At 72.7% G+C, this 23,169-nt stretch carries 23 protein-coding genes and 1 tRNA gene; 4 read left to right on the plus strand and 20 right to left on the minus strand.

What is annotated here, in order from left to right:
* Positions 1-6: 6 nt before the first annotated feature.
* Both ASD62_RS08085 and ASD62_RS08090 read right to left on the minus strand, forming a co-directional pair.
* Positions 7-630 (minus strand): TetR/AcrR family transcriptional regulator, encoded by a 624-nt coding sequence (locus tag ASD62_RS08085; protein WP_056915518.1) that lies wholly within the window; start codon positions 628-630, stop codon positions 7-9.
* A gap of 52 nt (positions 631-682) precedes the next feature.
* Positions 683-1,933, minus strand: coding sequence for a D-arabinono-1,4-lactone oxidase (locus tag ASD62_RS08090; protein ID WP_056915519.1), 1,251 nt, complete (start codon positions 1,931-1,933; stop codon positions 683-685).
* 63 nt (positions 1,934-1,996) lie between these two features.
* On the opposite strand from ASD62_RS08090, the gene ASD62_RS08095 reads away from it, so the two are divergent.
* Positions 1,997-2,461, plus strand: coding sequence for an SRPBCC family protein (locus ASD62_RS08095; RefSeq protein WP_056915520.1), 465 nt, complete (start codon positions 1,997-1,999; stop codon positions 2,459-2,461).
* A gap of 201 nt (positions 2,462-2,662) precedes the next feature.
* On the opposite strand, the gene ASD62_RS08100 is transcribed toward ASD62_RS08095, so the two are convergent.
* From ASD62_RS08100 to ASD62_RS08110, 3 genes are all read right to left on the minus strand, one after another.
* Positions 2,663-3,724 (minus strand): NAD(P)H-binding protein, encoded by a 1,062-nt coding sequence (locus ASD62_RS08100; protein ID WP_162254757.1) that lies wholly within the window; start codon positions 3,722-3,724, stop codon positions 2,663-2,665.
* A 92-nt stretch (positions 3,725-3,816) separates the two neighbouring features.
* Positions 3,817-4,905, minus strand: a complete 1,089-nt coding sequence (locus ASD62_RS08105; protein WP_056915522.1) for a hypothetical protein — start codon at positions 4,903-4,905, stop codon at positions 3,817-3,819.
* Between the two features lie 289 nt (positions 4,906-5,194).
* The gene (locus tag ASD62_RS08110) at positions 5,195-5,779 is read right to left on the minus strand and encodes a TetR/AcrR family transcriptional regulator (RefSeq protein ID WP_200956863.1); all 585 of its coding nucleotides are present in this window, start codon (positions 5,777-5,779) and stop codon (positions 5,195-5,197) included.
* Between the two features lie 116 nt (positions 5,780-5,895).
* Between ASD62_RS08110 and ASD62_RS08115 the strand changes: the two genes are divergently transcribed.
* Positions 5,896-7,395, plus strand: coding sequence for an MFS transporter (locus ASD62_RS08115; protein ID WP_056915523.1), 1,500 nt, complete (start codon positions 5,896-5,898; stop codon positions 7,393-7,395).
* 123 nt (positions 7,396-7,518) lie between these two features.
* Here the strand turns inward: ASD62_RS08115 and ASD62_RS08120 are convergent.
* A tRNA-Tyr gene (locus tag ASD62_RS08120) sits at positions 7,519-7,599 on the minus strand.
* A 91-nt stretch (positions 7,600-7,690) separates the two neighbouring features.
* Here ASD62_RS08120 and ASD62_RS08125 point away from each other — a divergent pair.
* Complete coding sequence (locus tag ASD62_RS08125) at positions 7,691-8,191, plus strand: YajQ family cyclic di-GMP-binding protein (protein WP_056915524.1); 501 nt, start codon at positions 7,691-7,693, stop codon at positions 8,189-8,191.
* 102 nt (positions 8,192-8,293) lie between these two features.
* On the opposite strand, the gene ASD62_RS08130 is transcribed toward ASD62_RS08125, so the two are convergent.
* The 14 genes from ASD62_RS08130 to ASD62_RS08195 form a co-directional block, all read right to left on the minus strand.
* Complete coding sequence (locus tag ASD62_RS08130; protein WP_235529343.1) at positions 8,294-9,244, minus strand: serine/threonine-protein kinase; 951 nt, start codon at positions 9,242-9,244, stop codon at positions 8,294-8,296.
* A gap of 184 nt (positions 9,245-9,428) precedes the next feature.
* On the minus strand, positions 9,429-11,903 hold the full coding sequence (gene pepN / locus ASD62_RS08135) for an aminopeptidase N (RefSeq protein WP_056915525.1): 2,475 nt from the start codon (positions 11,901-11,903) through the stop codon (positions 9,429-9,431).
* A gap of 94 nt (positions 11,904-11,997) precedes the next feature.
* Positions 11,998-12,201 carry a cold-shock protein gene (locus ASD62_RS08140; RefSeq protein ID WP_056915526.1) on the minus strand — a complete coding sequence of 68 codons (204 nt, stop codon included), beginning with the start codon at positions 12,199-12,201 and terminating at the stop codon, positions 11,998-12,000.
* A 246-nt stretch (positions 12,202-12,447) separates the two neighbouring features.
* Positions 12,448-13,323: a zinc metalloprotease HtpX gene (gene htpX, locus ASD62_RS08145; RefSeq protein WP_056915527.1), complete on the minus strand. Its 876-nt coding sequence runs from the start codon at positions 13,321-13,323 to the stop codon at positions 12,448-12,450.
* Positions 13,324-13,362: 39 nt separating this feature from the next.
* Positions 13,363-14,931: a proton-conducting transporter membrane subunit gene (locus ASD62_RS08150; RefSeq protein WP_056915528.1), complete on the minus strand. Its 1,569-nt coding sequence runs from the start codon at positions 14,929-14,931 to the stop codon at positions 13,363-13,365.
* Positions 14,928-16,400: a NuoM family protein gene (locus ASD62_RS08155; RefSeq protein WP_056915529.1), complete on the minus strand. Its 1,473-nt coding sequence runs from the start codon at positions 16,398-16,400 to the stop codon at positions 14,928-14,930. The genes ASD62_RS08150 and ASD62_RS08155 overlap by 4 nt, the downstream gene beginning before the upstream one ends.
* Positions 16,397-18,301 carry an NADH-quinone oxidoreductase subunit L gene (locus tag ASD62_RS08160; protein ID WP_056915530.1) on the minus strand — a complete coding sequence of 635 codons (1,905 nt, stop codon included), beginning with the start codon at positions 18,299-18,301 and terminating at the stop codon, positions 16,397-16,399. The genes ASD62_RS08155 and ASD62_RS08160 overlap by 4 nt, the downstream gene beginning before the upstream one ends.
* The gene (gene nuoK / locus ASD62_RS08165) at positions 18,298-18,597 is read right to left on the minus strand and encodes an NADH-quinone oxidoreductase subunit NuoK (protein ID WP_056915531.1); all 300 of its coding nucleotides are present in this window, start codon (positions 18,595-18,597) and stop codon (positions 18,298-18,300) included. The genes ASD62_RS08160 and nuoK overlap by 4 nt, the downstream gene beginning before the upstream one ends.
* Entirely contained in the window at positions 18,594-19,118 is a 525-nt protein-coding gene (locus ASD62_RS08170) for an NADH-quinone oxidoreductase subunit J (RefSeq protein WP_056915532.1), read from the minus strand. Before ASD62_RS08170 ends, nuoK begins: the two co-directional genes overlap by 4 nt.
* Complete coding sequence (locus ASD62_RS08175) at positions 19,115-19,744, minus strand: NADH-quinone oxidoreductase subunit I (RefSeq protein ID WP_056915533.1); 630 nt, start codon at positions 19,742-19,744, stop codon at positions 19,115-19,117. Before ASD62_RS08175 ends, ASD62_RS08170 begins: the two co-directional genes overlap by 4 nt.
* Positions 19,741-20,706, minus strand: a complete 966-nt coding sequence (gene nuoH / locus ASD62_RS08180) for an NADH-quinone oxidoreductase subunit NuoH (RefSeq protein WP_056917250.1) — start codon at positions 20,704-20,706, stop codon at positions 19,741-19,743. The genes ASD62_RS08175 and nuoH overlap by 4 nt, the downstream gene beginning before the upstream one ends.
* The gene (locus tag ASD62_RS08185; protein ID WP_056915534.1) at positions 20,703-21,233 is read right to left on the minus strand and encodes an NADH-quinone oxidoreductase subunit C; all 531 of its coding nucleotides are present in this window, start codon (positions 21,231-21,233) and stop codon (positions 20,703-20,705) included. Before ASD62_RS08185 ends, nuoH begins: the two co-directional genes overlap by 4 nt.
* Positions 21,230-21,847, minus strand: a complete 618-nt coding sequence (locus ASD62_RS08190) for an NADH-quinone oxidoreductase subunit B (protein ID WP_056915535.1) — start codon at positions 21,845-21,847, stop codon at positions 21,230-21,232. Before ASD62_RS08190 ends, ASD62_RS08185 begins: the two co-directional genes overlap by 4 nt.
* A complete protein-coding gene (locus tag ASD62_RS08195) occupies positions 21,847-22,206 on the minus strand; it encodes an NADH-quinone oxidoreductase subunit A (protein WP_056915536.1) in 360 nt (119 codons plus the stop codon). The genes ASD62_RS08190 and ASD62_RS08195 overlap by 1 nt, the downstream gene beginning before the upstream one ends.
* Before the next feature lie 95 nt (positions 22,207-22,301).
* Between ASD62_RS08195 and ASD62_RS08200 the strand changes: the two genes are divergently transcribed.
* Positions 22,302-22,946, plus strand: a complete 645-nt coding sequence (locus ASD62_RS08200) for an LON peptidase substrate-binding domain-containing protein (protein ID WP_056915537.1) — start codon at positions 22,302-22,304, stop codon at positions 22,944-22,946.
* The last annotated feature ends 223 nt before the right edge of the window (positions 22,947-23,169 follow it).

Here is a 23,169-nt window from a genome sequence, read left to right on the forward strand (position 1 = left end):
GGCTACCTACGTGCTCGGCGGGCGCAGGACGAGGCCGTCGAACGCCAGCGTCGTGATGGCGTCGGACAGCTGCTCGGCGTCGACGGCTCCGCCGGGGCGGTGCCACTCCACGAGCGAGTTCACCATGCCGAACAGCAGCCGGCTCACCAGCGCCGGCGGGACGTCCGAGCGCAGAGAGCCCTCCTCGACGGCCTCGCGCACCAGCCCGGCGAACCGTGCATCGAGGTCCCGCCGGCGGCGCAGCGCCGCCAGCTCCACCTCGCTGTTGCCCCGCACCCGCAGCAGCAGGGTCACCGCAGGCTGGTGGTCCACGAGGACCGCGACGCTGAGCCGCACGGCCCGACGCAACCGGTCGTATGCCGTGGCACCGGCGACCTCGCGACTCGCCTCGTCGAGGACCTCGGTGAGGCCGTCCAGCGCCTCGTCGAGCGCCTGCGCGAGCAGGTGCGTCTTGCTCGGCACGTGGTGGTAGATCGCGGACTTGCTGAACCCGAGCTCGCGGGCGAGGTCACCCATGCTCGTGCCGTCGTAGCCCTGCTCGTTGAACAGCTCGATCGCCCGGCGCAGGACGGTCTCCTGGTCGTACCCGGGTCGTCCACGCCGGGGTGCTCCAGCCGCCGCGTCACTCACGCGGCCACACTCTCACAGGGCCCGGCGGTCCACGGTCAGGCGGAGGCAGGACTCACCCCAGCACGCGGTCGACGAACGCCCCACCGAACTTGCGCTCCGGGTCGAGCGAGTCCCGCAACCGCTGGAAGTCGTCCCACCGCGGGTACATCGGTGCGAGGTCGGCCGCGGCGGCCACGAAGCACTTGCCCCAGTGCGGCCGTCCCCCGAGCGGCAGGAGGACGGCCTCGATGTCCGGCAGGACGCCATACACACCGGGCTCGTCGAGCTCCCAGGTGAAGTGGAACCCGACCACGTCCTCGTCGTGGGAACCGCTGAGCCACAACGGATCTGACGCCACCGTGCGGATCTCGGCGTTCTGCAGGACCGGGCCGAAAACCGGCTGGAGCCGCCGCAGGCCCTCCATCGCGGTGAGGGCGTTGCGGCGCGGCACGAGGTACTCGCTCTGCAGCTCGGCTCCGCGGCTCGGCGTGAACTCGAGCCGGAAGTGCGGCAGCCGCTCGAGCCACGGGCCGGGCGTCCCGGTCTGGTCGGTCACCGACTCGGTCGGCGCGCCGTCGAGCATGTGCATGACCCGCGTCGCGCGAGGCGACCCGAAGAAGTCGGTGGGCGAGTCGGCGCCGCGGCTCTTGCACCAGACCTGGCGCACCGCCGTGTCGTCGAACCGGGTGAACAGGCTGACGCTGTCGGCCGCGCCGGTGATCGCATCGAGGTCCGCCTCCACCACCGACCACGGCACCCCGGTGAAGACGTCCTGCCGGACCAGGTAGGTCGGCTCGACGTCGAGCGTGACGCGGGTGACGACGCCGAGGGCACCGAGCGCGACGACGCTCCCGTCGAACCCCTCGTCCCCGCGGGACACGCGCAGCAGCGCACCGTCGGCGGTCACCAGCTCCAGCCCGGCCACGGCCGCGGACAACGAACCCGTCCGGTCCCCCGACCCGTGCGTGCCCGTCGCGACCGCGCCGGCGACGCTGATGTGCGGCAGCGACGCGAGGGAGGCGAGCGCCCACCCCTGCCGCTCGAGCTCGGCCGCGACCACCCCGTACGACGCGCCGCCGGGGACCGTGGCCGTCCCCGCCTCCGCGTCGACCACCACGGCCCCGGGGGCCGCCGGGTCCACGAGCTCGGACGTGCAGACGAGCACTCCCTCGGTGTCGGCGAGGGCCGTGAACGAGTGCCGCGACCCCAGCGCGCGCACCCGACCGGCTCCGGCCACGAGCTCCTGGAGCTCGGGCACCGAGCGCGGGCGCTCGACGCGCTCCGCGCGGTAGGTGACGTTGCCGGACCAGTTGCGCTCGACCATGGCCCCAGTCTGCCGTTCGGGCCCCGGACGCGGCGGGGGCGCCCATGCACCAGACTCGGGACCATGACGGTCTTCTCGGCTTCCAAGCGCTCCACGGCCGTGGTGCCGTTCTCCCGGGAGGCCGTGTGGTCGGTGCTCAGCGACGCGGGACAGGTCGCGAAGCTCACTCCGATGGTGCGTTCCATCGAGGACCACGGCGGCACCTGGCTGTGGAAGCTGGCCCCCATCGAGGTCCTCGGCAAGAACATCGGCCTGGCCTTCACCGAGCGGATGGACCTGCAGCCCACCGAGCGGATCGAGTTCACCCACACCCCGCGAGGCGAGGAGCGCGCCGGGGTCGAGGGCACCTACACGTTGACCGAGAAGGGTGAGGGCACCCTGCTGGCGATCGACCTCGGGGTGCACGTCGACCTGCCGTTCCCGAGGATCGCCAAGCCCGCGGTGCAGGCCACCATGCAGGGGGTCATCGCGGCGATGGGGGCCGGGTTCGCCCACAACCTCGACCGCCACCTCAAGTCCCGCCGCTGACGCGTCGACGGGGCCCGCACGACCGACCCGACCTGACGCCCGACCTGACGCCCCGGCCCGACCCGCCGGGCACAACGGCGGTTGCGAGGCAAGACTCAGGGAAATAACTGCCGTCTTGCCTCGCCACCAGCGGTTTGCCGTGTCGCTGGCGAGGGCGCGAGGGTGCGGCGAGTGCAAGAGGCGGTATGGCGGTGTGGCCGGTCAGCGCGAGGGGGGCGGACCGAGCAGCAGCCCGCGCCACCCGCCGCGGGGATGGTGCACCGGTCGGCCGTCGCGGCGCGACACCTGTCCGCCGGCCCACTCGGCGTCGGAGTGCAGGGGGCCGAGGACGTCGCGGTCGACGTCGGGCACCCCGTCCGCGGGGACGAGCAGGGCCCGTTCGAGGGCCGTGTCGACCCCGGTGAGCCGGTGGCCGGGCGGCAGCAGCTCGCGGCGGAAGTCGTCCTCCCGGCAGACCATGTCGTGGTGCAGGCTCTCAACGAGGGTCTGCACCGTCGAGGCCGGCGCCGCCGTGAGCACCGGCGCCAGGCGTGACACCAGGGCCGTCGGCAGCATCGGCACGGTCACCTGGACCCGCGTGAGTCCGGCGAGCCGGGCGTAGCGCCGCAGCAACCCGGCATACGCCAGGGGCTCACCGCTGCCCACGTCGTAGGCGCGACTGGTGGCGGGGGCACCGAGGGCGCCCACGAGGGCGGCCACCACGTCGGTCACGGCCACGGGCTCGACCCGGCTGCTGCGCATCCACGTCGGGAGCACCTGGAGGGGAAGCCGTTCGCTGATCTGGCGCATCACCTCGAAGGAGGTGGACCCGCTCCCGACGACCATGGCCGCCCGCAGCGCCAGCGTCGGCACCCCCGAGTCGGTGAGGACCTCCTCGACCTCGAGGCGCGAGCGGAGGTGCGGCGACAGGTCATCGTCCGGGAGGTCGGGCACGAGGCCACCGAGGTAGACGATTCGACCGACCCCGGCGCGGACCGCGGCGTGGGCGGCGTTGTAGGCACCCTCGCGGTCGGTGGTCGCGAAGTCGTCGCCGCCGAGGCCGTGGATCAGGTAGAACAGCGCGTCCGCCCCGGCCACCGCCGCTCGGGCAGAGGCCCGGTCGAGCACGTCCATCTGCACGACGGTGACCCGGTCGGCCCACCAGAAGCGCTCGGCGGACGCGATCCGGGTGAACGTCGCCGTGACCTCGTGGCCCGCCTCGAGGAGGGCCGGGACGAGGCGGCTGCCGATGTACCCGCCCGCACCCGTGACGACGACGCGCACGAACACCTCCCGACCGGTCGGCGCCGACCGCGCCGTACTGCTGCGAACCTACCCGCGGCCGCCGGACGGCGCCCACGCGGGCAGCGACCGTCTCAGGCCGTGCCGCCGTCCACGCCGAGCCGCTTCGCCTGCTGGAACGTCGAGATCATCGCGATGGTCGACTCTGCACCCTGGTCCGCGTGGCCGACGCGTCCGGCGAGCGCACCGCACCCACCGCCGCTGTCGCGGTCGTGCAGGACGGTCCCGGCATCGTTCGCGCCCTCGAACCATGCCGAGCAGCGGCCGACCGCGGCACTCCACCGGGGGTCGGCCGTGACGTCGAAGGCCCGCGCACACGCGTCGGCCAGGGCCGCCACGTCCACCGGCTGCTGGTCGAAGGGCGTCCGGGCCTCACCGAGCCCCCACCCGCTGGCGGGGCAGACCGACACGAGGCCGTCGGTGGTCTCGGTCTCGACCAGCCAGCTCAGCATCGCCAGCCCCTCGGTGAGCCACTTCCAGACGCCCAGCAGCGAACCCGCCGCCAGCAGGGTCTCGGCCAGGGCGGCATTGGCGTAGCTCAGTCGCGGCTCGGGCCAGTGCCATCCCTCGGCCGGTGTCGGTCGACGGCCGAGCAGCGGGTCGGGCGGGGCGATCAGGGTGGCGGCGTCGGACAGCAGCTCCCGCGCGACCACGTCCCGTGGCCGCACGGCGAGAACCTCCGCGGCACCCAGGCCGGCGAACGCCATCGAGCGCGTCGAGGGCGACCGCAGGGCGGCGCCCTTGGTGAACGCCTCGAGGGCCCGCCAGTCGGACAGCTCGGGCGCGCGAGCGACCCCCGTGCCGAGCGCCCAGAGGGCGCGCCCCCAGCCGTCATGAACCGCCGCGGCGTCCGACCAGGAGCCGTCCACGGCCCGGCGGTTGCGGAAGGCGCCGTCGTCGGCCTGGGCGTCGAGGACGTAGGAGAGGTAGGTCGTCGCGAGCTCGGTGAGTGCGGCGGAGCCCTCCGGCTCCCTGGCCGTCACGACGAACGCGCGTGCCACGTCGTCGACGCAGTACCCGCCCTCGCGGACGGGGACCGTCAGGACGGCCCCCTCGAAGACGCCGATGTCGTCGGTGAGGTGGGCCAGGTGCTGGAAGGAGACCTCTCCCGGCGCAGTGTCGGCCGGGGAGGACGGGCTGAGGACCCGGTGGGACACGGACATGGGCGAACCTTCCTGGTTACCCCCGCGTCGCGAGCCGACGTGGAGCACCACCACCCATGAGGGGCGGCGACGTGCACGCACGGTGCGTTGTGGCCCTCGCGGAGTCGACACGCTCGGGCCTGCCGGACGACTTCGTCACGACGCGTCTCGTTTCCTGGGGAGACGCCGAGACCTTGACGGTAACACCCGGGGCAAGCCCCTCCCCCAGGGAAACCGCGTGCAGCCCCCCGCCGCGCCGGTCAGGTCCGCAGCCGCACGCCCCAGGCCGCGTCCCGTCCCGTCGCACCGGTCAGGCCGCGCGGATACCGCCCAGGACGATGCTCACGACGCGCTCCTGCTGCGCCGGGTCGAGCTCGCCCATCATCGTGCAGCCCCCCACGAGGCGCAGCAGGTCGGACGGTTCGACGTCCGTGCGCGCGACGCCGGCGTCCTGGGCGTTGCGGAGCACGGTCCCCGCCGCGTCGTTGACGGCCTGGCGGGAGTGGGTGAGCAGCTCCGAGTCGCGGCCGACCGCGTCGACGAGCTCCTGGAACAGCGCCCGCTTGGTCGCCACGTAGTCGAGCAGCGCCCAGACCCACTTCTCCAGCGCGGGCCACGGCTCCTCACCCTCGATGAGCAGCTCGGCGCGGTCGCCGAGCGCGTCGACGTCCTCGCGGTAGACCGCCTCGAGCAGGGAGAGCCGGGTCGGGAAGCGCCGGTAGAGCGTGCCGATGCCGACCCCGGCCCGGCGGGCGATCTCCTCGAGCGAGGCGTCCGCGCCGGACTCGCGCAGGACCTCGCGAGCGGCCAGCAGGAGCCGCTCGAGGTTGCGCTGGGCATCGGCACGCATCGGCCGCTCCGCGGCGAGCTGACCGGCAGCGGGGGTCGGGACCACCTGACACGCACCTCCATCACGGGAATGACTTGCAAAGCGGAGGCAGCCTCCGTATCGTCGTATCCGGAGGGACCTTCCACTTCTCCGACCATCGTACCTGAAGGAGCACGACCACCGTGTCTGCCCAGACTGTTGCCGCTCCCGCGGCCACCCCCGCGTCGCCCACGGCGCGCGGCCCCCGTCGGCGCGTCTCCCCGACCGTCGTCCTCGGCGTCATCCTCACCGCCCAGCTCATGGTCGTGCTCGACGCCACCATCGTGAACGTCGCCCTGCCCCGGATGCAGACGGCGCTCGACTTCACCCCCACCGGCCTGTCCTGGGTCCTGTCCGCCTACACCCTCGCCTTCGGGGGCCTCCTGCTCTTCGGTGCGCGGGCCGGCGACCTGTTCGGTCGGCGCCGGGTCTTCCTCACCGGTATGGCGCTGTTCGCCGCCGCGTCGTTCGCCGGCGGCTTCGCCACCACCGCCACCTGGCTCGTCGCCTCCCGGGCAGCCCAGGGCGTCGGGGCGGCCCTGGCCGCACCGGCGGTCCTCGCCCTGCTCATGTCGACCTTCCCCGAGGCCCGCGAGCGCACCCGCGCCCTCGGCCTGTTCACCGGCGTCTCCATCGGCGGTGCCGCCATCGGGCTCATCGCAGGGGGCCTGCTCGTGCAGTGGTTCTCGTGGCGCTGGGTGATGTTCGTCAACGTGCCGATCGGCCTGGCCGTGATCGCCGCCGCCCTCCTCGTCGTCCCGGAGACCCCGAGGTCGACCGGGCGGATCGACGTCGCCGGTGCCCTCAGCTCGACCCTCGGCATGACCGCCCTGGTCTACGCGTTCGTCCGTGCGGCCGAGGCCGGGTGGAGCGACACCGAGACGATCGCGTCGTTCGTGGCGGCAGCGGCGCTGCTCGTCCTGTTCGTCCTCGTCGAACGTCGCGCAGCACACCCCATCGTGCCGCTCGAGCTGTTCGCCAACCGCACTCGTGCCGGCTCGTACGCCGGACGCTTGCTCCTCGTCGCCGGGATCATGGGGACGTTCTTCTTCACGACCCTCTTCCTCCAGGACGTGCTCCACTACAGCCCGCTGCAGACCGGCCTGGGGTTCCTACCGCTGACCGCTGCCCTGTTCCTCGCCTCCCAGCTGAGCGCTCGACGGTTCGTCGAGCAGTTCGGGCCGCGGCGCGTCATGGTGGTGGGGACGCTGCTCTCGACCACCGCGCTGGCCCTGCTCAGCCGGATGTCGGAGACCAGCAGCTACTGGTCGATCCTCGTGCCCCTCGTCCTGCTCGGGCTCGGCAACGGCACCGCGTTCGTGCCGCTCACCGGCGCCTCGCTGCACGAGGTGGAGCCGCAGCACGCCGGAGCGGCCTCGGGCCTGGTCAACGTCACCCAGCAGGTCGGCGGGTCGCTCGGCCTGGCCCTGCTCGTGACCGTGTTCGGCACCGCCAGCCGGCACGCCGCGGCCGCTCCGAGCCATGGTCGCTCGGTGGTGGAGCAGTCCCAGCACGTCTTCGTCGCCGGGGCGTCCACCGCCCTGACCGTCGCCTCCGGGCTGCTGCTCCTGACCGTGGTGGTCGTGTCCCAGCTCCACCGCACCCCCCGCGCCGCCCGGGCCGAGGTCGCCCCCGCCGTGTGAGGACCCGACCGTCGCAGCCGACCACGGGCGCGCGTCGCGCCAGCCATCGGCGCGCGGCGCGAAGGTGGACGACGAAGGGCCTCCGTCAGCGATTGCTGTCGGAGGCCCTTCGTTCGCACTGGGTGGCAGGTGAAGGATTCGAACCTTCGAAGCTTTCGCGATGGATTTACAGTCCACTCCCATTGGCCGCTCGGGCAACCTGCCTTGGTGCGCGTGGAAGAATAGCAAGGACAACCGCGATTGCTGAAACCGGCACCAGCTGCCCGTCAGCGGTGCCCAGGAAGGACACGCCCTCATGGCCGACAGCTCGTTCGACATCGTCAGCAAGATCGACCACCAGGAGGTCGCCAACGCCCTCAACAGCGCCTCCCGTGAGGTGGCCACGCGCTACGACTTCAAGAACGTCGGCGCCTCCATCGAGGCCAGCGGCGAGGACAAGGTCGTCATCAAGGCCAACACCGAGGAGCGTGCCAACGCCGTCCTCGACGTCTTCCAGACCTGGCTGGTGAAGCGCAAGGTCTCGCTCAAGCACCTCGACGTCCCCGAGCGCGGACCGCAGCTCTCCGGCAAGGAGTACCGCCTCGAGCTCGGCCTCCAGGAGGGCATCTCCCAGGAGAACGCCAAGAAGATCGGCAAGATCATCCGCGACGAGGGGCCCAAGACGGTCAAGAGCCAGATCCAGGGCGACGAGCTGCGCGTCACCAGCAAGTCCCGTGACGACCTGCAGGCCGTCCAGGCGCTGCTCAAGGGCAAGGACGACCTGGACTTCGCGATCCAGTTCACCAACTACCGCTGACCCACGCGGCCGGACAGGTGTGCCGCCGTGCCCGAGTCGGGCACGGCGGCACACGTCTGTCGGGGGACACCCTCGCACCGGAGGGCGTGCACGGAGATCGAGTCAGGCCTCCAGGGCCATGGTCGGGCCACCGAGGTCGGGGAACCGCAGCACCGAGCCGTCCGAGTCGGTGTCCGGAGAGTCGTCGTTCCAGCCGTCGAGGGCGATCGCGAGACCGAGCGCCAGGCCCGCCATCTCGTGGTCGCCGATGCCGACGCGGCTGGCCACCTCGCGGGCGTTGGACGGACGGTCGCCCGGGTCCTTGGACAGGCAGTCGTTGACCAGGTCGGCGAGGTCCTTGGGCACGTCGTCGGGCAGCGGCGGAGGCGGCTCGTTGACGTGGCTGAGGGCCGTCGCGACCGGGGTTCCGCGGTCGAAGGGGCGCTGGCCCGTGAGCATCTCGTGCGCCACGACCCCGAGGGCGTAGAGGTCACTGGCTCCGGTGGCGGCCTCGCCGAGCGCCTGCTCGGGGCTGATGTAGTGCGGCGTCCCGAGCATCTCGCCGGCGCGGGTGTGACCGGCCGCGTCCAGCGCCCGGGCGATCCCGAAGTCGGTGAGCTTCACCAGCCCGTCGGGACGGACGAGGATGTTGGCGGGCTTGACGTCGCGGTGGACGACGCGCGCCTCGTGGGCCACGCCCAGCGCGAGGGCTGCCTGCCCGAGCAGCGAACGCACCTCGGGCGGGGGCAGGGCGCCACGGCGGCGCAGCAGGAGCGAGAGCGGCTCGCCCTTGACCAGCTCCATCACGAGGAAGGCCAGGCCGTCGTCCTCGCCGTAGTCGAAGAGGGTCGCGATGTTGGTGTGCAGCAGGGCCGCCGAGTGGACGGCCTCGTCGCGGAAGCGCTTGGCGAACAGCTCCTCGTGACCGGTGTCGGGCCGCATGACCTTGATGGCCACCGCCCGCTGGAGCACCTGGTCCGCGCCGGCCCAGACATCGGCCATGCCGCCGGAGGCGATGCGGGCCCCCAGGAGGTACCGGTCGCCGAGGACGAACCCCTCAGACAACCTGTTCACGCTGCGAGCTCCACGAGGAGACCTCCGTCGACCGAGGTGTACGTCGATTGACATCTCAAGAACCTCGCGACGTCAATGGTAGGCCCCATCCGGACAAACCGCGCGCCAAGGGAACGGGCCCGGCGACCCGCCTGACCTGCGACGACGCCGTCCATGGCACCGTCCGTCCCACCCGTCACACGGGCTACCCGAAGGTGGCGCGCGAGCGCAGCGCCTCCCCCAGCTCGGACCGCGCGTCGACGATGCCCCGGCGCACCGCCGGCGTCAGGTCGGTGCGCTGCAGTGCCGCCCTGGCCATGTCATCCGTCGCCTCCTCGACGACCCGCGACGGGAAGCCGAGCTGGGCCACCCGTGCCAGCGCGTCGTCGCCGACCCAGGCGCTCATGGCCGGGACGTCGCTGAAGTAGCGCGCGGCATACGGGCGGAGCACGTCGAGCTCCCCGGAGGACCAGAAGCCCTGGGCGAGCGCGTTGAGCTCGTAGTTGGAGCGCTCACGGTTCGTCGTGATCTGACCCCAGGCCCACGCCTTGGCCTCGGCGTCGGGCATCGATGCACCGGCCATGAGCGCGCTGAGCCGTCCCTGCAGCGTGTCGTCACGCTCGCGGGTGGTCTCGATGAGCTCGCGACCGGCGAGTCCGTGGGAGGCGAGGTTGCGGACCACGATCCACCCGAAGTCCGAGTCGCCCTCGAGCCCGACGGGGCGGCGTTCGCCGGCCGCCCACGCCCGCAGGAGCTCCTCGTCGGCGGAGGTGCGCGCGACGGCGCGGGCCGCCACGAGGGCCCGGGTCGACCCGGGCTCCGCCGCTGCGAGGACCGATGCTGCTGCCGCGGCGACCACCTGCTCGGCGTCACCCTGCTCCTCGTGCGGCAGGAACGTCGGGATGATCCGGCCGAGCAGGCTGCCCGCCGAGCGGTTGAGGATCGAGGCGTTGTCCTCGTGCGGCCACGCCGCACCCACCGTGCGCACCATGACCCGGGGGTCGACGGTGCCGAGGCAGACGCCGTCGATGAGGGACACCCACACGACCGCGCGCGCCTGCGGGTCGGGCACGAGCGCGAGCTGCTCGGGCACCGCGGCGATCGAGTCGGGGTCGAGGGTGACGGTGGCCCAGGTGAGGTCTCCCGCGTTCGGCACCACGAGGTCGCCGGCAGGCGCCGCCGCCAGCTCGGGGACGACGGTCCGGTCGCCCGAGGTCGTCACCGGGACGCGGAAGGTCTCGGCACCGGCCGAGAAGCCGGCCACGTCGAAGGTGTGCGGCCGGTCGGCCGGGAACGCTTCCGGGACGGTGCGGTCCACGGCACCGGCAGCGCGGTCCAGCGAGATGACGTCGACCCCCGCGGTGAGCAGCCAGGCCTGCGTCCACGCGCCGAGGTCCTTGCCGCTCGCGCGCTCCATGAACCCCATGAAGTCGGCCAGCGTGCCGTTGCCGAACGAGTGCTCGCGCAGGTAGGCGGAGACGCCGGCGATGAACGCGTCGTCACCGATGTGGGCGATGAGCTGGCGCAGCGTCGCGGCACCCTTGGCGTAGGAGATCCCGTCGAAGTCCTGCAGGGCCGACTGCGCGTCGAGCGCGGCCGAGCCGGCGACGGGGTGGGTCGAGGGGGTGCGCTCCGCGGCATACCCCCAGGCCTTGCGGGCCATGGTGGAGTCCACCCACGCCTCGGTCCCGAACTCGGTCGCCGCGTCCAGCGTGCGGTGCGACATGTACTCGGCGAAGGACTCATTGAGCCACAGGTCGTCCCACCACTGCATCGTCACGAGGTCGCCGAACCACATGTGCGCCATCTCGTGGGCGATCGTGTTGGAGCGCGTGAGGATCTCGTCCCGGGCCGCCGCCCCACGGAAGACGTAGACGTCGCGGAAGGTCACGCAGCCGGGGTTCTCCATCGCGCCCGCGTTGAACTCGGGCACGAAGACCTGGTGGTACTCCCCGAACGGGTACCGGATGCCGAAGAGCTGGTGGTAGTAGTCGAAGCTCGCCCTCGTGACCTCGAGCATCTGGGGCGCCCCCCGCTCGAGGGCCTCCCTGAGGGACGCACGGGCGTGGATGCCCAGCGGTATGCCGTCGTGCTCGTCGAGCACGGACGCGTAGGGACCGGCGCAGACCGTGACGAAGTACGTGGCCAGCGGCTTGGTCTCGGCGAGCTCCCACCGACCGGGGGCCACCTTCGTGGCGGCACCGTTGCCGAGGACGGTCCACGCCTCCGGGGCGGCGACGGTCACGGCATACGGGGCCTTGAGGTCGGGCTGGTCGAAGCAGGCGAACACGCGCGGGCCGGCGTCGAGGAACAGGTGGCCGTAGACGTAGTGCTCACCGTCGGCAGGGTCGACGGCGCGGTGCAGTCCCTGCCCGTCCCGGCTGTAGGACATCTGGGCCTCGACCTCGAGCACGTTGTCGGCGGCGAGGCCGCTCAGGGTGACGCGGCCGTCAGTGAGGGTCGTGACGTCCACGGGCTCGCCGTTGAGGACCATCGAGCGCAGCTCGGCAGGCTTGACGTCGACGAAGGTCGACGCGCCCGGGTCGTTGCACGAGAACGTGATCCGCGTCGACGAGCCGAACCGCTCCTCCCCTTGGTCGAGGTCGAGGTCCACCTCCATCCGCGTCACCTGCAGCAGGGCTGAACGTTCGCGGGCTTCGGACCTGGTGAGGGACGGCATGGGAGCGATTCAACCAGCACCGGCCCCCGGACAGACCGAAGCCCCCGACCAGAACTGGTCGAGGGCTTCGGTGGAGTTCACCGGTTGCGGTGGCTCAGATGACGCGGACCTTCTCGGCCTGCGGGCCCTTCGGGCCCTGCGTGATGTCGAACTCCACGCGCTGTGCCTCGTCGAGCGAGCGGTAGCCGCTGGACTCGATCGCGCTGTAGTGCACGAAGACGTCGGGGCCGCCGCCGTCCTGCTCCACGAAGCCGAAGCCCTTCTCAGCGTTGAACCACTTGACAGTTCCCTGTGCCATGGGATTTCTCGTTCCTGTTGGCCGAGGTGGGTCGCGGACGCGACTCACCAGCTGCGCACACCACCACGACACGGAACAAGCCGCTGAAGAAAAAAGGCCCGCACACTGGCGGGCCCACTCAGACGAGGAACTGCAACTGCAACTGCGCCAACCATACCGTGCCGGAGCCGTTTGCCGAAACCACCCCCGGCCGGCCTGTCGCAGGACCCGTCGGACGCACCCTCGGGGTGCGTCCGACGGGCGCTCTCAGCTCTGGCGAAAGCCGTAGGCCTGCTGCTCGAGGCGGGCGATCCGCTCCGTCATCGGCGGGTGCGTCGAGAAGAACCGCGACACGTCCTGAGGCCGGAACGGGTTGGCGATCATCATGTGGCTGGAGTTCTGGATCGCCGGGGTCGGCTGCAGGGGGGCGCGGGCGACGCCGGTCTCGAGCTTGCGCAGGGCCGACGCGAGGGCGAGCGGGTCGCCGGTCAGCTTCGCGCCGTCCTCGTCCGCGTCGTACTCGCGGGTGCGGCTGATCGCCATCTGGATCATCATCGCGGCGAAGGGTGCCAGCAGCGCCATGGCCAGAAGGGCAAAGGGGTTCGGGCGGTCCTCGTCGTTGCCGCCACCGCCGAACATGCTCGTGAACATGAGCATCTGGGCCACGGACGTGATGACACCGGCGATCGCGGCAGCGACCGAGCCGGTGAGGATGTCGCGGTTGTACACGTGCATCAGCTCATGGCCGAGCACGCCGCGCAGCTCGCGCTCGTCGAGCAGGCCGAGGATGCCCTCGGTGCAGCAGACGGCGGCGTTCTCGGGGTTGCGTCCGGTGGCGAAGGCGTTGGGCGCCGAGGTCGGGCTGACGTAGAGGCGGGGCATCGGCTTGCCGGCGGCGGTCGACAGCTCCCGGACGATCCGGTACATCGCGGGCGCCTGGGCCTCGCTGACCGGGTAGGCGTGCATGGCCCTGATGGCGAGCTTGTCGGAGTTCCAGTAGCCGTAGGCCGTCATCCCGACACCGAGGAGGGCGAACAGCCAGATGTACCGGCCGCTGCCGATGACGGAGCCCATGGCCAGCAGCACGGCGAAGATCCCGCCGAACAGGGCCGCGGTCTTGAGTCCGTTGAAGTGGTTGTGCATGTCAGCCTCAACGCTCCCTCAGGTTCGGGCGTTCCCTGGTCAGCCCAGCAGGCCGAGCACCAGCTGGGGCAGCACGCTCGCGGCGACGAGGACCCCTCCCGACAGGATGAGGGCGGCCAGGGCGGGCCGTGGGACTGGTCCTCCGAGGAGCTCCTCGACGGGACCTTCGTCGCCGTCACCGGCACCCTCCAGGTCCCCAGCACCCCGCCCGACCGGCGCGGGATCGCGCAGCAGCACCGCGAACCACCGCAGGTAGACCGCGATGCCGAGGACGGCGTTGGCGACGGCGACGAGGGCGAGCACCCACTGCCCGTCCCCGACCACGGGACGCAGGGCGACGACCTTGGCCACCAGCCCGAGGACGCCGGGCGGCAGCCCGGCGAGGGAGAGCAGGGCCAGCCCGAGCGCACCGCCCAGGAGGGGTCGTTCCCGCAGCAGTCCCGTGTATGCCGCGAGCGTCCGGCCGCGGGACGGTCCGTCACCGCCGTCGGAGGTCGGGGCCGACCGGGCGACGAGGTGGACCACGACGAACGCCACGAGCGTGGCGACGACGTAGGCGAGGAGGTAGGCGCCGGAGGCCTGGTCGGCCTGCGTCGTCGCGACCGACAACGGCAGCACCACCCAGCCCGCCTGGGCGACGGTCGACCACGCGAGGAGCCGGACCGGGTCGTCCTGGACGAGGGCGACGAGGTTGCCGACGGTCATCGACACCGCGGCCACGATGCCCACGACGACGAGGACCGGGGCTGCCCCGGAGCCGTGGCCCGAGCCCGCCAGTGGACGCAGGACGACGAGCAGGGCCGCCAGCGCGGCGACCTTGGACGTGGCCGCGAGGAACGCAGCGACGGGCTCGGTGCCGCCGGCGTAGGCCTGGGGCGTCCACACGTGGAACGGCACCAGCGAGAGCTTGAAGCCGACCCCTGCCAGCAGGAGCAGCAGCCCGAGGAGCAGCACGGCACGCCGCTGCGGGTCGGCGAGCGCGGTCGCCACTGCCGGTCCGGAGAAGACCGCGGCCCCGGTCGACAGCAGCCACAGGGCGGCACCCAGGACGACGAGGGCGAACGACACCAGCGAGGTCGTCAGCAGGGCCAGGGCGCCCCGTCCCGCGTCCGGGGTCGCCCGCAGCGCGACGAGGGCGATGGCGGGCAGGGTCGCCAGCTCCAGGCAGACCAGCCACGAGCCGAGGTCGTGGGCGGCGGCGACGCCGGTGGCCCCGGCAGTGGCGGCGAGCAGGAGCGCCACGAGGACGGCTGGCCCTCCCCGCAGGAGCTGGTCACGGGTCCCGGACCGCGGCGGCCACACGAGGAGCAGGACGACGAGGGCGGCGAGCAGGGCCCCCACCTGCAGGGCGCCGACGACCGGTCCTGCTTCGTACAGGCAGCCGTCGGGCGCGGGCAGGCACAGCGAGCGCCGTGGCACGTCGGTCGACCCGAGGGCCGCGGGGAGAGCCAGGGCCGCACCGACGAGCAGGGCGAGCACCCCGACGACGGCGTGCAGCCGCGCGACCCTGGGGGCCACGGCGTCGGCGACGAGCACGACGACGGCACCCGCCGCCGGCGCCAGGACCGGACCGAGCACGGGCCAGTCGAGGCTGGCCACGGTGCTCACGGCCCGGCTCCGACCAGCGTGCTCACGGTGTCGTGCGTCAGGGACAGCAACGGACCGGGGACGACACCGAGGACCACCGTGAGCAGGACGAGGACGACGACGACGTCCCACTCGCTGCCGCGGGTGTCCTCGATGGGCGGCGAGGTCCGGTCGCCGGCCCACACGAGTCGCGCCACCCGGAGCGCGTAGGCGGCGGCGAGCACGGTGCCGAGCGCGGCGACCACCGCGACGGCGCGGAAGAGCCCGAGCGACCGGTCGTCGCCCGGTGACCACGCGGCATACACGGACAGGAACTCGCCCCAGAAGCCGGCCAGGCCGGGCAGCCCGAGGGAGGCGGCCAGGCCGAGGATGAGCGCGAAACCGAGGCGAGGCGCGACCTCGCGCACCGCGGCTCGAGCGGTGTCGAGGTCCGCGCTCCCCCAGCGTTCCTTGAGGCCGCCGACGACGACGAACAGCAGGGCTGAGACGACGCCGTGGGCGACGTTGGCGAACAGCGCCGCCTGCAGACCGGTGCGCGTGCCGCTCGCGAGCCCGATGGCGACGAACCCCATGTGTGCCACCGAGGAGTAGGCGACCAGGCGCTTGAGGTCACGCTCGACGAGGCAGGCCAGGCCTCCCCACAGGATGCCGACGGCACCGAGGACGGCGAGGAACGGTGCGACCCGGGCGAACCCGTCGGGCACGGTGGCCAGCGGCAGGCGGACCAGGCCGTAGGTGCCCATCTTGAGCAGGACGGCGGCGAGCAGCACCGAGCCGGCGGTGGGGGCGGTGGTGTGGGCCGCGGGCAGCCAGGTGTGCAGCGGGAAGACCGGCACCTTGACGGCGAGGCCGGCCACGAGGAGCGAGGCCACGACGAGCTGGGTGGTCGGCGAGAGTCCGCGCCCGGCGTCCTGGGCCAGGACCCCCAGGTCGGAGGTGCCGGCCCGGGTCACGAGGGCCAGGATCCCGACGAGCATCAGGGTGGAGCCGAAGGCCGTGTAGAGGACGAAGCGTGCCCCGGCCTCGGCCCGCGCCGCCGGGTGGTGGGCGTCGCCGAAGCGCGTGATGAGCACCCACATGGGCACGAGCACCACCTCGAACGCCACGAAGAACAGCACGGCGTCGCGGGCGAAGAACGTGGCGAGGGCACCGACCTCGACGAGCAGCAGGCAGGCGTGGAACGCGGCGCTGGTGCCGCCCACCGGAGGCCGCTCCCGGGTGTGCAGCACGACGGCGACACCCAGGAGGGCGGTGAGCAGGAGCAGGGGCGCGCTGATGCCGTCGACGGCGAGGTGCCACCGCAGCCCGAGGGACGGCACCCAGGCCCGGTCCACCTCGGGCCGCAGGACGACGCTCGCGACGACGAACGCCAGCGTGAGGACGCTGGTGACGGCGGACGTGAGGTTGGTGGCACGGTGCGGCAGGCTCCGACCGGCGGTGAGCAGCCACGTGGCCACCGCAGCCGGCACGACGAGGGCGAGGAGGATCACCGCAGCGCCACCCCCGCCAGGGCCACCGTGACGGCACCGGCGACGACCCAGGCCAACCCGGTCGCCGCCCGCTCGGCGCGGTGGGCCCGGTCGCCGCCACGCCCCGCCAGCCGGGCGCCGACGGCGGCGCCCCGGACGTACGCGTCGACGACCTCGCGGTCGAGGAAGACGACGAGCCGGGCGGTGGCGAGCACGGGCCGGGCGACGAGCACGACATACAGGCGGTCCACCCCGAAGCCGCCGTCGAAGGCAGGTTGCCGTGCTCCGACGAGGCGGGCGGGGTCCTCCCCCGCGCCGTACCGGCTGGCGGTGACGCGGCGCACCCCCAGGGCGGCACCGGCGATGAGCAGCAGGCTCAGCAGCGCGACGAACCACCCGAGGTGGCCCTCGAGGTCGATCAGCGGCGTGAACACCACGATCCCGCCGAGGACGGTGAGGACCGCCAGGACGGCCACCGCCGCCCGCACCGGCCCGGTGGCCGTGTCGGCCTCGTGGCGTGCGACGTCGGCGGTCCCAAGGTCGTCGAGGACGAGCCAGGCGCGCATGCAGTACGCCGCGGTCAGCGCGACCGTCAGCAGGCCGGCGAGCAGGACCAGCCATGCCCGGACGGGGGCGTCGGACGCACCCGCCTCGGCAGCGGACAGGACGTGCTCCTTGGAGACGAACCCCACGAGGGGTGGCACCCCCGCCAGCGACAGCAGCCCGACGAACATGGCGGGGCGCAGCAGCAGGTGGCCACGCAGGCCCCCCTTGAGCGTGGCCGCCGCGGTGCCCCCGACGGTGACGCTGAGCCACCCGATCGTGAGGAACAGCAACGCCTTGAAAAACGCGTGGGAGTACAGGTGCAGCACCCCGGCACCCGGGCCCTCGTCGGCCGGCGCCACTGCGAGCGCCGACAGCATGAGGGCGACCTGGCTGAGGGTGGAGTAGGCCAGCAGCCGCTTGAGGTCGCTCTGGCCGAACGCCAGCAGGGCGGCCCAGACCATGGTCACGGCGGTGCTGACCGCCAGCACCCAGCGGGCCCCGTCGCTGGCCGCGAGGAGGGTGAAGAGCTGGGCCAGCACGAACGTCCCGGCCGCCACCATGGTCGCCGCGTGGATGAGGGCGGACGCGGGCGTCGGGCCCTCCATCGCGTCGGGCAGCCAGTCGTGGAACGGCACCATGCCGGACTTGCCGAGGACGCCGATGACGAGCAGCACCATGGCCACCGTCCGCAGCGTGCCGTCCGGCGCCGCGCAGGCCGCCGCCAGCGAGTCCGCGCACTCGGTGGCCGGCGCCCAGTGCGCCAGCACCGCCCGGTAGGCCGTGGAGCCGGCTCCCGCGGCGAGGAGCACCACCCCGAGGACGAACCCGACGTCGGCGAGCCGGGTGACGAGGAATGCCTTGAGGGCGGCCCGGCGCGCGGACTCCTTGCGGCTCCAGTGACCGATGAGCAGGTAGGAGCACCAACCCATCACCTCCCAGCCGACGAGGGTCAGCACGAGGTCGGCGGAGGTGACCACGACGAGCATGCCTGCGGTGAACAACGAGACCGTGGCCGCGAAGACGCCGTAGCGGTCGTCCTCGCGCAGGTACCAGCCCGCGAACGCCTGGACGGCCCAGCCGACGACGGCGACGACGAGTGCGATCAGGGCGGTCGCCGTGGTCGCCTGCAGCAGCAAGGGGATGCGCAGCTCGCCCGCGGCGAGGGCCGGGAGGGTGCCGACGGCGCGGTCCTGCCCGGTCGTGTGCACCCCGACGAGCAGGGCGACGGCTGCAGCGAGGGTGACGAGCGACCCACCGACCGCGACCGCACGGGCGGCCCGGGGGTCCAGGCCCTCCCGTCGTCGGGCGAGGAAGAGCCCGAGCACGGCGGCGACGACCGGCACGAGCACGACCAGCCGGGTCGCGGCGGCACTCACGAGCGGGTCCGGTCGAGGTCGATGTCGCCGCGCAGGCGGTAGACGGCCAGGACCACGGCGAGAGCGACGCACACCTCGGCCGCGGCGATGGTGATGACGAACAGGGTGAGGACGTTGCCGGCCGCCCAGCGGTCCCCGCCGGAGGCGCCGACGGAGACGAGCAGCAGGGTGGCGGCGTTGAGGATCAGCTCGACCCCGATGAGCACCAGCACCGCGTTGCGGCGGGCCAGCACGCCGTACGCGCCGAGGCCGGCGAGCACGGAGGCGAGGAGGTAGGGGCCAGCGAGGTGGATCACGGGGTGCTCCGCCCGGCCTCGCGGGCTCCGCGCCCGGCGACGCGGGAGACCGCCAGGGCTGCGACCAGCGCCACGAGCAGCAGCAGGGACAAGAGCTCGAACGGCCACACCCACGTGCCGAACAGCTGGCTCGCCAGCTCGGTCGTGTCGGTCTCCCGACGGGACACCGGGACGGCGAGCGGCAGGAGGACCGCCGCCAGCATCGCGGTCACGCCCGCGCCGAGGACCGCCGCGAGGACCCGGTGGAGGCGGCTCGTGGCGATCTGCGCGTGCGGCCCGATGGGGGCGCGCGTCAGCATCAGGGCGAAGAGCACGAGCACGACGACGGCTCCGACGTAGACGAGGACCTGCACCAGCGCGACGAACTCCGCGCCCAGCACGAGGTAGCACCCGGCGACCGAGCCGAGGCAGACCACGAGCCACAGCGCCGCGTGGACGACGTGGCGGGTCGTCACGGCGAGCAGCCCGCTGGCCGCGGCGACGAGCCCGACCGCGGCGAACGCCACGTCGAGGCCGGTCACGCCTCCGCCTCCGGCTGGGGAGTCACCCGCGTCGGACGGGCCGCGGGGGTGCGGACGGGGCGGGCCGGCTTGTTGGTCGCGGCGATCTCGGCCGGTTCGGCGGAGTGCTCGTCGAGCGCGGGCGGTGGCGGGACCGTGGGCATCCACTGCCCGAGCCGGTCCTTCTCGTGCAGCAGGTCGCGGATGTCGAGCTCGGAGTACTCGAACTCGGGGCTCCAGTGCAGCGCGTCGAACGGGCACACCTCGATGCAGATGCCGCAGTACATGCAGAGGCTGAAGTCGATGGCGAACCGGTCGAGGACGTTGCGCTGGCGGTCGCGTCCACCCGGGGTGGTCGCGGGGATCGTCTCCTTGTGCGAGTCGATGTAGATGCACCAGTCCGGGCACTCGCGGGCGCAGAGCATGCACGAGGTGCAGTTCTCCTCGAGCAGGGCGATGACGCCCCGGCTGCGCGGGGGCAGGTGCGGCGACACGTCCGGGTACTCGGCCGTGTGCGACGGCTTCGCCAGGGTGCGTGCCGTCGTGGCCAGCCCCTTGAGGATCCCCGGTATGGCGCCCCCACTGCTGCGCTTCGTGGGCTCCGGTGTCGTGCTCGGTGTCGTGCTGGGTGTCGTCGGCTCGGTCATGCGCTCGCCACCACCCAGACACCGGTGAGGGCCAGCTGCGCGAGGGCGAGCGGCACGAGGACGAGCCAGGCGAGGCGCTGGAGCTGGTCCTCGCGCAGTCGCGGCCAGGACACCCTCAGCCAGATGACGACCACCGCGATGACGAACCCCTTCAGCATCGTCCAGACCCAGCCGAGCTGGTCGCTGAACGGCCCCTGCCAGCCGCCGAGGAAGAGCACGGCGAACAGCAGCGACATGACGACAATGCCGGCGTACTCGCTCAGCAGGAAGAACGCGAACCGCAGTCCGGTGTACTCGGTGTAGGCGCCGAAGACGATCTCGCTGTCGGCGACCGGCATGTCGAACGGGGGCCGCTGGAGCTCTGCGACGGCGGCGACGAGGAAGACGACCGCACCGGGGAGCTGCCACAGCAGCCACCACGGGGACCAGGCGGCGGCGATGCCGGAGAGGGACAGCGACCCGGCCGCGAGGCAGACCGACGCCACGGACAGCACCAGCGGCAGCTCGTAGGACAGCAGCTGGGCGGCCGCCCGCATCGCCCCGAGCAGGGAGTACTTGTTGGCGCTGGCCCAACCCGCCATGAGGGTGCCGAGGATCCCGACGGCCGTCACCGCGAGGACGAGCACCGCGGAGGCGGGGGCGTCAGCCGCCACGACGTCGGGCGACAGCGGGATGACGGCCATGGCCACGAGGTACGGGATGAGCGCGACGGCCGGGGCGAACCGGAAGACGCCCTTGTCGGCAGCGGCCGGGGTGATGTCCTCCTTCTGCACGAACTTGACCCCGTCGGCGACGAGCTGGGCCCACCCGTGGAACCCACCGGCATACATGGGTCCTAGGCGTCCCTGCATGTGGGCCATCACCTTGTGCTCGGTCTGCCCGACGAGCAGGGGCAGCACCAGGAAGGCCGCGAGCACGGCGACCGAGCGGAGCACGACCTCGAGGGCCTCGAGCGCGGTCACCGCGGACCCCACTCGGCATCGGGCACACCGGGGGCGGACACACGGCGGCGCCCGGTGGGCTTGGTGTGCTCGCTCTCGCCGGGCTCCTTGGCGCCGGGCCAGGCCTTCGAGGCACGGGCGGCCAGGACGAACGACTTGCGCAGCGGGGTCCCCTCGAACCCGTCGGGGAGGAGCAGCGGCCGCAGGTCCTGCCCGGTGCCGTCGTCGAACCCGTCGAACCCGAGCCCGAACATCTCGTGCGTCTCGCGTTCGTGCCACGCTGCGCCGCGGAAGACCGGGGTGATGCTGGCGAGCGTCCCACCATCGGGCACGCGGGTCCGGATCATGATGCGGCGCAACGACTTCGGCGTCGACCCGTCCATGAGGTGGCAGACCACGTCGAACCCGGGGTCCTCGGCCGAGTCGGTCTGGTCGACGGCAGTCAGCCAGTCGAAGAAGGTGAAGCCCTCGGCGCGCGCGCCCTCGACCGCGGAGACCCACGCCGGCGGCGACACCTCACGGCGCTGCACGGTGGCCGGGTCGTTCACGACGGGTCCCCGGTCTTCGAGCGCGGTGCGTGGACGGGAGGGGCCACGAGACCACGGGTCACCTCACCGGCGGACGCGGTGCGGTGTCCCGCGTACTTCGCCCGGATTCCCTTGGTGGACAGGGTCTCCGACGCGATCTTCTCCTGCAGCTTGATGATGCCCTGCAGGAGCGACTCGGGCCGCGGCGGACAGCCGGGCACGTAGACGTCGACGGGGATGATCGTGTCGACGCCCTTGGTGACGCTGTAGGAGTCCCAGTAGGGGCCACCGGAGTTGGAGCAGGCCCCGAACGAGATCACGTACTTCGGCTCCGGCATCTGGTCGTAGAGACGTCGGACGGCCGGCGCCATCTTGTCCGTCACCGTCCCCGACACGACCATGAGGTCGGCCTGGCGCGGCCCCGGCGCGAACGGGATGACCCCGAGCCGGATGAAGTCGTGCCGGGCCATCGAGGCGGCGATGAACTCGATCGCGCAGCAAGCCAGGCCGAAGTTGAAGACCCACAGGGAGTAGCGCCGGCCCCAGTTGAGCACGACGCGGATCGGCTGGGGAGCGTGCTCGTTGCCCGCGCCGACGCGCGGCATGGGCAGGGCGACCCTCGTGGACTCGGACATCACAGCCACCTCAGCAGACCACGGCGCGCGGCGTGCACGAGTCCCACCAGCAGGACACCGATGAAGACGGCGATCTCGACGAGCGAGGCGGCCCCGAGGTCGGCCGAGCGCAGGACGAGCGCCCAGGGGAACAGGTAGACCGCGTCGACCGCGAAGATGACGTAGAGGAACGCGTAGACGAAGTAGCGGATCTGGGTCTGCGCCCAGTCCTGCCCGACCGGGTCGACGCCGGACTCGTAGGTCGTCAGCTTGGCCCTGGTCGGGGCGCTCGGCGCGAGCAGCAGCCGCGCCCCCATGGCCGCCACGAACAGCAGCAGTCCGACCACGACCACTGCGGCGACGACGACGTAGGGCGACACGTGGGCAGCCTAGTGGCCGGGCCCCCGCAGGCGGCGGCGTGGCATACGTCGTCCGTGGGGTGTCGGGAAGCGCCGTCCGCACCTAGCGTGGACCCATGGCGCGGATCCCGCTCTTCCCCCTCGGCACCGTCCTCGTCCCCGGAGCCTCCCTGCCGCTGCAGATCTTCGAGCCGCGGTACGTCGTCATGCTCAGCGACCTCGTCAACGCGATGGAGGTCCCCGAGTTCGGGGTGGTGGCGATCCGGCAGGGCAACGAGGTGGGTGTCGGCTCGGCCCGCGACCTGCACGAGATCGGCTGCCTGGCCCGGGTCCTGCAGGCTGCCTCCATCGGCGACGGGCGGTACCTCGTGGTGAGCACGGGGACCGAGCGGTTCCACCTCGACGGCCTCGCCGACACGGGTTCGGCCTACCTCACCGGCGAGGTGACGGTCCTCGAGGAGCACCCGGGCGACGCGCAGGAGGTGGCCGAGCTGGTCACGCGCCTGCACGACGCCTTGAACCGCTACGCCAGGACCCTGGGGGCCGAGGTGCCCGACTGGCCGCACGACCCCGTCGAGCTGTCGCACACCGTCGGCACCGCCGTCGGGCTCGACCTCGGCGACCGGCAGCGGCTGCTCGCCGCCCCCGACACGGAGACGCGGCTGCGGCTCGGCCTGCGCCTGGTCCGTCGGGAGCAGGGGCTGGCCCAGACCCTCGGCGTCGTCCCGCCGTCGCCGGACCGCCCCTGGAACCTCAACTGACGCGGGGCGCCCCGCGGAAACCCGGTGGCGGGTGTCCCACCCGTGCGACAGGGTCGGGGCATGACACCGGACGACACCCCGAGCGCGTGGGACGAGCGCACCACCCTCCTCACGATGCTGCAGTACACCCGTGACGTCGCCGCCGGGAAGGCCCGCGACCTCGCCACCCACCACGTCGGCGCCACACCCCTGCCGGGGTCGCCCCTGATGTCCATCGGCGGGG

The sequence above is a fragment of the Phycicoccus sp. Root563 genome (genome assembly GCF_001427915.1).
GTDB lineage: Bacteria > Actinomycetota > Actinomycetes > Actinomycetales > Dermatophilaceae > Pedococcus.